This window comes from Verrucomicrobiota bacterium (genome assembly GCA_016871535.1).
Lineage (GTDB): Bacteria > Verrucomicrobiota > Verrucomicrobiia > Limisphaerales > SIBE01 > VHCZ01.
The window spans coordinates 1-11,076 of the sequence record VHCZ01000208.1 but is presented as its reverse complement, the minus strand read 5'-3'; the positions used below and the strand labels follow the sequence as shown (position 1 = coordinate 11,076).

Annotated in this window: 12 protein-coding genes; 9 read left to right on the top strand and 3 right to left on the bottom strand. The window is 61.3% G+C overall.

Annotated features, from left to right (window positions below):
• The first annotated feature begins 17 nt into the window (after window positions 1-17).
• The 9 genes from FJ398_21035 to FJ398_20995 all read left to right on the top strand — a co-directional run bounded on the left by FJ398_21035 (window position 18) and on the right by FJ398_20995 (window position 8,986).
• The gene (locus FJ398_21035) at window positions 18-269 is read left to right on the top strand and encodes a hypothetical protein (protein MBM3840400.1); all 252 of its coding nucleotides are present in this window, start codon (window positions 18-20) and stop codon (window positions 267-269) included.
• A gap of 12 nt (window positions 270-281) precedes the next feature.
• Entirely contained in the window at window positions 282-1,508 is a 1,227-nt protein-coding gene (locus FJ398_21030; protein MBM3840399.1) for an efflux RND transporter periplasmic adaptor subunit, read from the top strand.
• Window positions 1,509-2,107: 599 nt separating this feature from the next.
• A complete protein-coding gene (locus FJ398_21025; GenBank protein ID MBM3840398.1) occupies window positions 2,108-3,139 on the top strand; it encodes a DUF4962 domain-containing protein in 1,032 nt (343 codons plus the stop codon).
• The gene (locus tag FJ398_21020) at window positions 3,094-4,317 is read left to right on the top strand and encodes a hypothetical protein (protein ID MBM3840397.1); all 1,224 of its coding nucleotides are present in this window, start codon (window positions 3,094-3,096) and stop codon (window positions 4,315-4,317) included. The genes FJ398_21025 and FJ398_21020 overlap by 46 nt, the downstream gene beginning before the upstream one ends.
• Before the next feature lie 151 nt (window positions 4,318-4,468).
• On the top strand, window positions 4,469-5,908 hold the full coding sequence (locus FJ398_21015) for a beta-agarase (protein ID MBM3840396.1): 1,440 nt from the start codon (window positions 4,469-4,471) through the stop codon (window positions 5,906-5,908).
• Window positions 5,909-6,153: 245 nt separating this feature from the next.
• Entirely contained in the window at window positions 6,154-7,077 is a 924-nt protein-coding gene (gene rbsK, locus FJ398_21010; protein ID MBM3840395.1) for a ribokinase, read from the top strand.
• 156 nt (window positions 7,078-7,233) lie between these two features.
• Window positions 7,234-8,040: an NIPSNAP family containing protein gene (locus FJ398_21005; GenBank protein MBM3840394.1), complete on the top strand. Its 807-nt coding sequence runs from the start codon at window positions 7,234-7,236 to the stop codon at window positions 8,038-8,040.
• 65 nt (window positions 8,041-8,105) lie between these two features.
• Window positions 8,106-8,327 carry a hypothetical protein gene (locus FJ398_21000; GenBank protein MBM3840393.1) on the top strand — a complete coding sequence of 74 codons (222 nt, stop codon included), beginning with the start codon at window positions 8,106-8,108 and terminating at the stop codon, window positions 8,325-8,327.
• Between the two features lie 377 nt (window positions 8,328-8,704).
• The gene (locus FJ398_20995) at window positions 8,705-8,986 is read left to right on the top strand and encodes a hypothetical protein (protein ID MBM3840392.1); all 282 of its coding nucleotides are present in this window, start codon (window positions 8,705-8,707) and stop codon (window positions 8,984-8,986) included.
• A 68-nt stretch (window positions 8,987-9,054) separates the two neighbouring features.
• Here FJ398_20995 and FJ398_20990 read toward each other — a convergent pair whose 3' ends face one another.
• The 3 genes from FJ398_20990 to FJ398_20980 all read right to left on the bottom strand — a co-directional run.
• The gene (locus tag FJ398_20990) at window positions 9,055-9,756 is read right to left on the bottom strand and encodes a cyclic nucleotide-binding domain-containing protein (GenBank protein ID MBM3840391.1); all 702 of its coding nucleotides are present in this window, start codon (window positions 9,754-9,756) and stop codon (window positions 9,055-9,057) included.
• A gap of 39 nt (window positions 9,757-9,795) precedes the next feature.
• Window positions 9,796-10,104 carry a hypothetical protein gene (locus tag FJ398_20985; protein MBM3840390.1) on the bottom strand — a complete coding sequence of 103 codons (309 nt, stop codon included), beginning with the start codon at window positions 10,102-10,104 and terminating at the stop codon, window positions 9,796-9,798.
• 397 nt (window positions 10,105-10,501) lie between these two features.
• Window positions 10,502-11,076: class I SAM-dependent methyltransferase (locus FJ398_20980; protein MBM3840389.1), on the bottom strand; the 575-nt coding region annotated here is incomplete at its 5' end.

The following is an 11,076-nucleotide window of genomic DNA, read 5'->3' as shown; positions in this document are numbered from 1 at the left end:
CCCATGAACCTGAGATTGTGCGGACCGCAGCCTTCAGGCTGCTTCCGCGCACTCTTCGGAGTCCAGCGCTGAAGCGGCCTAAAGGCCACGGTCCGGAGGAACGATTCATGGGAAGCTGCCATGGCCGCGGCGCCATGCACTTGGTCCTTGAACCGATCGCCGGTAGGGCGAGTCCGTCCCGGCGAGCCGCTCGACGAGCTTTGAGCACGTCTGGATCGGCTCGCTGGGGACAGGCTCGCCCTACCGTCCGGTTCATGGGAAGGGAATAGGCCTAGGTCACAATGAATCCCAGTTTCTCCGAAAACTCGGCGGTCAAACCTGGAGATCGAAGCAACCATAACCGCCACTCGCGGCGCTGGCTGCCTTACGCGGGCGCCGTGCTCATCGTGGCAATCCTGGTGGCGGGCCTCTGGCCGCAGCCGGTTCCCGTTGAAACCGCGCGAGCCACCCTCGGTACCCTGCGTTCCTCAATCGATGAGGAAGGCAGGACGCGCCTCAAACAGCGTTACACGGTCTCCGCGCCGGTGTCGGGCCAACTCCGGCGCATCGATCTGAAGCCCGGCGCCGAGGTGCGCGCCGACGAAACGGTCGTCGCCGTGATCGATCCGCTCCCGCCCGCGATGCTCGACGCACGCAGCCGCAGCCTGGCTGAAGCCCGGCGGGACACGGCGTTGGCGAGCCTGGAAAAAGCCCGCGCCGCGCATCGCTTCGCGGCCAGCGAGCTGCGCCGCTTCGAGAAACTCTACGCGGACAAAACCGTCCCGATTCAAGAACTCGAGACCGTGCAATTGCGCGAGTCCTCCGCCGCCAAGGACAAAGCGGCCGCGGAAAGCGCCTTGCGCCAGGCGGAAGCGGAATTGGCCGAATTCCTTCCCGGCTCCGATGGAAAACCCAATTCCTCCCGCACGCCGACCGAAGTCAAATCGCCCGCCACTGGCTGCGTGCTGCGCGTCGTCGAAGAGAGCGCGCGGGTGGTAACGGCCGGCGTTTCGTTGCTCGAAGTCGGCGATCCCAAAGAACTGGAAGTCGTCATCGAGGTTTTGTCACGTGACGGCGCGGCGATCCTGCCCGGCGCCAGGGTCGAGCTGGATCAGTGGGGAGGCAGTGAACCACTCCAGGCCAAGGTCCGCCTGGTTGAGCCGTCCGCTTTCACCAAGATCTCCGCGCTCGGCGTGGAAGAACAACGCGTCAATGTGATCGCGGATTTGATCACCCCGGCGGAGCAGCGGCGCAGTCTGGGCGACAACTTCCGCGTCGAAGCGCGCATCATCGTCTGGGAAACAGACCAGGCGCTCAAAGTGCCGTCCGGCGCTTTGTTTCGCCGGGGACCGCAATGGGCGGTGTTTGTGGTGAGCGAAGGCCGGGCGCGCCTGCGCCCCGTCAATGTGGGACGAGCCAGCGGAGCGGAAACGCAGATTGTCGAGGGATTGAAGGAAGGTGACGCCGTGATTCTGTATCCTGGCGATCGCGTGCGCGACGGCCAGCACGTGCGGCAAGTGAAGATTTGAAAGGGGCGGAGAGCAGTGGTCAGTGGTCAGCGATCCTGAAGTGAATGGGAGCACACGCGCCCTCGCGTGATCCAACCGGTGCCCTCGCCGGTCGGAGCGTAGGAGATGCCATCTTGTCAGGGATCACGTTTTCGGATGGAAGACTGTGGTCGGCGATGGCGCCGACCACGGCACGCGACGGCGCGCGCGCTCCCCATCCGAGTTGACGAGGATCAAAGTCTGCGCGTGCGGAACGGTTCACCCTTCGGTCAACGGCGGTGCGAGCCTGCCGCCGAGCCAATGGCCGTCGACGCACGGCTCGGTGGGAGTCCTCGGCCCACCTGCACTGAGGGAATACGCATGCGGCAGGAGTCCGTTGAACTGGCCACGCGCGAAGCCGCTCCAGAGAAATTCAGTTGGCAAATCGCTTCGGCAAGCAGAGTAATTCTATCCAACTATGAAAACACCCGCTCTGACACTGGCTTTCCTCGCCTCATCCGTTGCAATGCAGGCCGCGGAATTGGCCGTGAGCAACCGGCGGCCGAAACCCGAGGAAGTCGGCTACCGGCCTGCGGACGGCGCCACAGCGCGGCTGAATCCGCCTTCCTTCATCTGGCTGCATGGAGCCGGCTGCGCAAAACTACACGATTCAATGGTCGCAAAAGAAGGACTTCACCGAGGCCGCCACAGCCGCCAGCCTCCCGTTCAACACCTACACGCACCACACGCCGCTTGTTCCCGGCGCCTATCATTGGCGCTATCGGTTTGTCGCCACCAACGGCGTGACGTCCGGTTGGAGCGTTAGCCGATCCGTCATTGTTCCCGCCGATGCCGTGGAATTTCCGATGCCGACCCGCGCGCAACAGCGCGAGCGCGCGCCGAAAGCGCATCCGCGCCTGTTCCTGCGTCCGGAAGATTTGCCGCGATTGCGCGAACTGGCTGCAGGCAGGGAAGCGGCCCGCTTTGCCAGACTGCGTTCAGACGCGGATCGGATCATCACCGCGGGGCCTACACCGGAGCCGGAGCATCTGGGTTCGGCGCGCGACAAGGAAAACAAGGAGCTGGTGAAATACTGGTGGCCGAATCGCGAACAAACCATGAAAGCCTGCCAGGAAGCCGAGACACTCGCGTTCGTTTATTTGATCACGCGTGAGAAGAAATACGGCGACGCCGCGCGCGAATGGATCGTTCGCCTTGCCGCGTGGGATCCGGATGGCCCGACGAATTTCAGGCTGAACTGCGAAGCGGCCAAGCCAATGCTCTATCGTCTGCCGCGCGCTTATGATTGGGCGCATGACGCGTTGAGTCCGGAGGACAGGCAAAAAGTCCGGAAGGCCATGCTTCGGCGCGCGACCGACGCCTGGGAGAGCTGGGAAGTGCTGCGAGGCGTGGGCCATTTGAACAGTCCCTTCGGCAGCCACGCCAATCGCACCTGGCACAAGCTCGGCGAATGCGCGCTCGCGTTCCTCGGCGAAATCCCCGAAGCCGAAACGTGGCTGGATTACGCCGTGAACAAGTTCCACGCGTGTTACCCGGTGTGGGCCGACGACGACGGCGGCTGGCACGAGGGCCTCAGTTACTGGGGCGGTTACATGAGCAAGTCCGTGTGGTGGCTGCAAGTGGCGAGTCCGCGCTCGGCATCGATGGCTTGAAGAAACCGTTCTTTGCGCAGGTGGGCGATTTTCCGCTTTATGTGGCGCCGCCGCACTCGCCCAACATGGGTTTCGGCGATTTGTCGCATCGCCCGCCGTCGACGGGATGGGGCGGTTTCATGGAATATTTCATCCGCAGCGCGCGATCCTCCGGCGCCGCGAGCGCCTCCGCCGCGGCCTACTGGCGATGGTGGACCGAGCAATGGAAGATGAAAGGCGAAGAAGGCGTTCTCGGCTTCCTCTACCACGCGAATCTGGCGTCGCTCCCCGCCGCCGAGGCGCCGAGCGATCTTCCCCAGTCCAAGGTTTCTCACGGCGTCGCGAGTTTGCACACGACGCTGCTCGACAGCCGCGAGGATGTGCATCTGCTGTTCAAGTCGAGTCCGTTCGGCACGCAAAGCCACGGGCACAATCCGCACAACAGTTTTCAATTGAATGCCTATGGCGACGCTCTCTTGACGACGTGCGTTTATCGAGATTTGCACGGGAGCAAGTTCCATTACGAATGGGCCCACAGCACCGTCTCTCACAATGCGGTGCTCGTGAACGGCCAGGGCCAAATCAAACACACCCCGGCGCCGCATGGACGGATCGTGGAGGCTCAACTGACGCCCGAACTGGATTACCTCGTTGGCGACGCCACCGCCGCCTATGGGAATCGCCTCCAGCGGTATCGACGCCATGTGGCATTTGTGAAGCGCGACCCGGCGAATCCCGTGATCGTTCTTTACGATGACCTGGCCGCCGCAGAGGACAGCACGTTCCAATTCATGCTCCACGCGCTGAAGCCTTTCACCGTGGACGATCGCAACGCGCAATTGTCGGTGGAACAACCACACGCGGGCGTCGAAGCCAAATATCTCTCGCCCATGCCGCTGGCTTTTCGACAATGGGTCGGCTATGAACCGAAGCCCGACCGCGAATTTCCCAACCAATGGCACATCGAGGCCGGAACTCGGGAGAAACGCAAAGAGATCGGTGTCCTGACGGTGCTCGTTCCATTTCGAGCCGGGCATCGTCCAGACTGGAAAGCTGAGCGCGTGGAGAGCGACTCCGCCGTGGGAGCGCGTGTGACGCGCGGGGACAAAGTGATCCTCGTTGGCTTTCGGAAGGAAGCGACGAAGGGAACGTCCACAGTGGATGGATCCACGTTTGGCGGCAGCGTCCTGGTCCGTTAAGCGGCCGCGAGACGGTGGGGCGAGGCTCTCGCCGAGCCAATGCCATCGAGGAGTGGCCCGGCAGGAGCCTCGCCCCACCGTCACAGAAATAAACACGGACGGAACTCTCAAAATTCAAACCGCGCATGAATGCGAATTCACGCCGCCGATTATGAAAACCCTCCCCATCAACCCACCGCTTACCCCTCCCAGGAGGGGAACTGCCAACGACGATATTCAACAAGGCTCTCCTCCTGGGAGGGGCTGGGGGTGGGTTCAGGCGTTCAAAGCGGACTTCATTCGAGGAATTCTCGCGCTGACCTTTGCCCTGCTCGCCCTCGCAGTTCACGCGGCTGAATCACGCGACCGTTTCGGCGGATGGGACGGCGTGCGCGGCCAGGCGACCGGCTTTTTTCACACGGAACAAATCCAGGGCGTGTGGTGGTTGATCACACCGGACGGAAACGCCTTCCTTTCCAAGGGCGTCAATCACGTCAGTTACACCGCCGACCAGGCGCCGTCGCTCGGTTATGCACCCTATGCGCGGGTCACGGCCGCGCAATACGGCTCGGCGCAGAAGTGGGCCGAAGCGACCGCGGCCCGGTTGAAGAGCTGGGGCTTCAATACGGTCGGCGCGTGGTCCAGCCGCGAGATGTCCGAGCAAAGCGTGCCGCACACTTTAATCCTGAACTTGGCGGCGAGCGCCGGCGCGAACTGGTTGAAAGGCGAAGTGGCGGACGTTTTCTCGCCCAAGTTTGAGGAAGCCGTGAGGCGGCAGGCGCAGCGGTTGTGCCTGCCGAGGGCGCGCGACCCGTTTCTGATCGGCTATTTCTCGGACAACGAACTGCGCTGGGGCTCGGACTGGCGGTCGAAGAAATCTCTGCTGGAGGATTTTCTCGCGCGGCCTTCGGAGACGCCCGGAAAGCAAGCGGCCTGGCGCATTCTCCGCCGCGGACACGATTCCTTCGAATCGTTCAACAAAGCGTGGGGAACCGCCGCGAAGGATTTCGATAAGCTGGCGAACCAGACTTCGCTGCCCATGGGAAGCGACGCCGCCAAATCGGCGCAACGCGCTTTCTTGCGCGAATACGCCCGGACGTATTTCAAACTCTGCCGCGACGCGATCAAGGCCGCAGACGCGAACCATCTCGTGATCGGCTGCCGATTCGCCGGCGCCGCGCCGCAGGAAGTCATCGAGGGGATGGCCGAGTTTGTCGATGTGGTCAGCTTCAACAACTACGGCTTCACGCCGCCGGCCGAGACGTTGCGGAATCTGCACCGCGCCACCGGCAAACCGATCCTGCTCACCGAGTTTTCCTTCAAGGCCCAGGACTCCGGTTTGCCGAACACGAAGGGAGCAGGCAAGCCCGTGTCCACGCAACAGGATCGCGCCGGTCATTTCGATCGCTATGTGACGGAGTTGATCCGGATGCCCTTCATGGTGGGGTTCCATTGGTTTGAGTACTGCGATGAACCCGCCGAAGGACGCTTCGATGGTGAGAACAGCAATTACGGCCTGGTGAACATCCAGGATGAACCCTGGCAAGTCCTGGTGGAGCGGATGACCCAGGTCAACGCGGGGCTTGAAGAAATGCATTCCCGCTCGCGCTAGCGCGCTAGCGTCCTGTTCACGAATTGGGTGGGCATTTGTTGGGCTGCCTGATGAGACCGTGGGATGGACTACACGGCGAAGGTTCGTAGTCCCGCCTTTAGGCGGCCCGGACCGGCTGAAGCCGGGACTACGGACACCGGGCTGTCGCCTATCCTACGGCCTCCACAAGCATTTGGCTTCTGGCGGGCGCGACGTGGGAATCCGGTCTTTCCACGCCGGCCCTGGCCTGTAAGGTCCACTGCTGATTGAACGCGCGCATTGTCGTCGTCGGCAGCCTGAATGCAGATCTTGTCCTGAGTCTGGAGCGATTTCCCATCCCAGGTCAAACCGTCGTCGGGCGGGAATTCAATGTTCATCCGGGCGGCAAAGGCGCCAACCAGGCTTACGCCGCCGCCCGGCTCGGCGGGCAAGTGAGCATGGTAGGGCAGGTGGGGAACGATTCCCACGCAGATTGGCTCAAGGCAAACCTTGCTGCTGTCGGCGTCGATGTTTCGCATGTCACGTGCGATCCAAAAGTGGCGAGCGGAATCGCGGCCATCGCTATCGATGCGGCCGGGCAGAATCAAATCGTCGTGGTGCCCGGCGCCAACGGAACTTTCGGTGTCGAACAAATCGAGCGCAGCCGCGCCTTGATTGCCTCCGCGAAGCTCGTTTTGCTCCAACTGGAAATCCCGATGGAGACGGTGCTCAGCGCCGCGCGCATCGCAAAGGAGGCTGGCGCGACGTTGATTCTGGATCCTGCGCCGGCGCGACCGCTTTCGGACGCTTTGCTGAAATGCGCGGATTACCTGACGCCCAACGAAACTGAAATCGCCCTTCTCACCGGTGCAACCCCGGGGCGGATGACACGCACGACCGCCCGCGATCTGGCGCGAAAGCTGAACGGTCGCGGCGCCGCGAACGTGATCGTCAAAATGGGCGATCAGGGCGCGCTGCTGTCGGGACAGAAACCTGACCACTTCTGGCCGGCCTTGTCCGTGCAGGCGGTCGATACGACGGCAGCAGGAGATGCGTTCAACGCTGCCTTTGCCGTGGCGTTGGCGGAGGACAAATCCGTGCTCGACGCCGGTCAATTTGCCACCTTGGCGGCGGCTTGCTCTGTGACTCGGCCTGGCGCGCAGCCGAGCCTGCCGACCCGCGCTGAAGTCGAGGCGCTCGCTCGGTCGTGAACAAGAGCGGAAAGGAGCGCGGGCAAGCTGCCCGCGCTCCTTCTTGAATCAGCCGTCAAGGCATTGCGCCGGGTCCGATTGACAAGCGGCCCTGGGAACGCCAAGTCATCTGCGGTTTGATGCTGAATTCAACGACCGCAAATGAATTAACTCTCCATGAAACGACGATCCTTTCTGAAATCCTCGCTGGCCGCAACGAGCGTCGCCGGCCTGGCTCCGATGGTTACAGGCCAGGCGGCTCAGGCCAGCAGCAACCCCGCGCGCGAATTCTATGAGTTGCGGATGTATCATCTTCGCCGCGGACCGAAGCAGAAGCTTTTCGATGACTTTTATCGCGAGGCGGCGGTGCCGGCCTGGAATCGCGCGGGCGTCGCTCCCGTGGGCGTGTTCAACGTCATGGTGGGTCCGGACAGCCCGACCACGTACGTCCTCTTGACTCACAAATCGCTGGAGTCGATGGCGACAGCGACGGACCGAGTTCGCGCCGACGCGCAATATCAGAAGACGGGGGCGGAGTTCATCAACGCGACGCCGTCCGATCCGGCTTACGTGCGCGTGGAAAGCTCATTGCTCGCAGCCTTCGAAGGTATGCCCAGACTGGAAGTGCCGGCGGGAGTTGCGGAAAAGAAGCCGCGGCTCTTCGAGTTGCGCACTTACGAGAGCCACAGCAAGAAAGCGAACAAAAAGAAAATCGAGATGTTCAATCAGGGCGAAATCGCGATTTTCCGCCGAACCGGGCTTCAGCCTGTGTTTTTCGGAGAAACGCTGGTCGGCTCGAAGATGCCGAATCTGACTTACATGCTCGTGTTCGAGAACATGGCGGCGCGCGACAAGGCCTGGGGCACATTCGTCGCCGACCCGGAATGGAAGAAGTTGAGCGCGACTCCGGGCTACACGGATCCCGAAATTGTGACGAACATCAGCAATCTGTTCCTCCGCCCCACAGCGTACTCGCAGATCTAGACTGCCTGCTCCGCACAGCGTTGCAAGGCAAGGGTACTTGAGGTATCAGTTCTAGCCTTGAGACTGTGAAATCGACGCCACTAAAAGCGGACCGTTTCTGGAAGAAGTCCAGGATTACAGCCCGGATTCTTCTCAAGACAGAACGCGGGCGCCTCAACAGCCGGGATCTCCGACTGGCTGGACAACTCATTGAAGAGGTCGGCGTCACCAATCGGCTCATTGATCAGGCGATGAGCTTTCTGAAAGCACGGAAGAATGGCTACAGATTATTGGACAAACACAATTGATCTGAGCACTCCAGCCGGCGTGGCTTTGAAGAAGCTCGCGGGGATTTTGCCCAATGACCGCCCCTTTCGAATCACGCTGTTCGGCTCAGCGCCGATTCAAATCACGGTCGAACCCAGATTGCTGAGCGCAGACATCGGTCTTTTCTGTGATGAAGAGGATCTCTCTGAATTTGTGCGCGAGGCCGGGTTGGACCGTGAGCACTCGGATTTCTACATTCAAGTATGCTCTGGCTTGAACTTCCGCACGAGCCCTCATTGGGGCGCTCGCGTTCTATCCACGAAGGTCGGCCACGTGACTTTTCTTTCCCCACCCGATCGACATCCTGATCGCGAAGCTGAATCGCCTGGACGAAAAGGATCTGGAGGCCTTCCGCGTTGTGATGCGAAAAACCGGTCATCCCACGCAAGCTGAATTGATTCACGAACTCCAGATGGCCGTCGATCTGTTCCGACCCAGTTTCGACGAGGAACAGGGCCATGACATCGCCAACAACTGCCGCCGGCTGTGGCCGCTGATTTACGGGCGCGAGATCGATCCACGCCGAGAAATCATCGCGCCCGCGCTGCAAAAGCGGCGTGAGGGATACGGCGAACCGACGCGGGATTACAAACAGGCGTTGCGAGACGCCGTGAAGGCGTACAGCGCTGTGCCCGAATAGCCGTCCGCCACACCAAATCTTCGGACCGTGGCAATTCCGGATTACGCTTCTGCAGCGGGCGCGCGCGTTCACGCGGCAACGGCCGCGGCTTCAACGGGAGCTGCCGCTGGCGCGGGCTGCAACACTCGGAGTCGATTTTCCTGGGATTTGATGATGGCGTTCAACTCCGCAATCTTTTCCTCCAACTGGGCGCTTTTCTCAGCCTCGGCGGTTCGACTCGATTGCGCGGCGTGATCCATCCAGCGCATCCGTTCGACGAGCATGCGCATCACGTGAAAGGCAAATTCCGGTTTGTGCTGAGCAAGGAACTTGAATCGCTTCTGATTCACGGCGCCGAGCCGGCAGTGCGTTTTGGCCACAACGGTCGCGCTGCGGGGGCCTGGATCGATGACCGCCATTTCACCGAAGATTTCGATGGGTTCGAACGTGCCCACGAGTTTGTCTCCGACGAACACATCGACGGTGCCTTCCACGAGGATGAACATGGATTCGCCTTGTTCGCCCGCCTTGAAGATGGCCTGGCCCGGCTTGAAGGACACGAGGCTGTCGTTTCTGGGAAAGAGATCGGTCACGTCCATATGGGTTTCCTTTTGTTCGGCCTTCCGCAAAGCGGCGTTGTGGATTCGTGGTTCTGCGAAAGCAGCCTCCATGCCGTCGTCGAAAACACCAGAATACCCGTGGAATTCCAGGCAAACACCTCTCCGGCGATGTCTCATCCCTGGACAGGCTGATCTGGAATCTGGACAGGGGATTCGTCGAACGTCGAACATCGGCCGTCGGACTCTGAACCTACTACCGACACCCTCTCCCTATCGGGTGGGGAGAGCGAAGGGTGAGGGGGTCAGTCCATGGGAAGCTTCCTTGGCCTCAGAGCCATGCACATGGCCCATGAACCGCAAACTGCGCGGACCGCAGCCTGCAGGCTGCTTCCGCGCACTCTCCGGGGTCCAGCGCTGAAGCGGCCTAAAGGCCGCAGTCCGGAGGAACGGTTCATGGAAAGCTTCCTTGGTCTCGGGACCATGCTTACCGTCCTCGAACCGCAAACTGCGCGGACCGCAGCCTTCAGGCTGCTTCCGGCCCCGCTCTGGAGTTCGCCGTTGAAGCGGCCTAAAGGCCACGGTCCGGGAGATGGGTTCATGGGAAGTTCCCTTGGTCCGATCACCTGCTCATGGCCCATGTACCGGGGCCGTTGGTTCGACGTTCCGCGTTCGGTGTTGGATGTTCGATGTTCCCACCGACAACGTCCAACGATGAACATTGAATATTGAACGTTGAACGGCCCATGGGAAGGCTCAACGCGCCGATGGGCCGCCCTTGGGCGCATCTCCGAATTAGGACACTCCGTAACGGGTCGTAGCGCAGGCTTGAAGTCTGGCGTATCGCCGATTTGGAATCGGCGGCGGTCGGGCAAATTCCAAAGCGCCAGAACTTGCCGGGGCCCTGCGGAATGTAATTCCGCGATACGGCAGATTGAAAATCTGCGCTACGCGGGCGGCTCGGCCTGTCTCAGCGCCCTCATTCGGAGATGCGCCCGCCGCGCTTGCGAAAGCGCAGGATATAATTGTCCTTCAGAAGATCAATCTCTTCGACCTTTCTGAAGCCCGCGGCTTCGACTTCCGCCGTGAAGACTTCTTGTCCGGCGCGGACGTGATTCAGAATCCAATCCGAGCTCTGTCCGGGAATGCGCCGAAACTCGACCATCACGATTTCCCCATTTCGGCGCAACGCCCGGTGAAGGGAAGCCAGGGAACTTTGCGGGTACTCGAAATGATGGTACACGTCACAGATGAAGGCCAGATCGATCGAATTGGGCGGCAGTTCGACGGATCGCTCGGTGCAAAGAACCGTCCGCACATTCTCGACTCCGGCGGCGGCTGCCCGCTTCTCGATGTGTTCGAGGAATGACTTCACAATATCGACGGCAAAAACTTTTCCCTTCGGGCCGACAGCTTCGGCAAGCAATGGGGTGAACAGTCCGGTCCCGGCGCCGATGTCGGCAACCACCGCCCCGCGTTTGATCTTTGCCGCCGCCAGGATTTTCTGGCGATGATCGAAGATCTCCCGGCCCTCGCGTTCGAGACGCTCGAGCC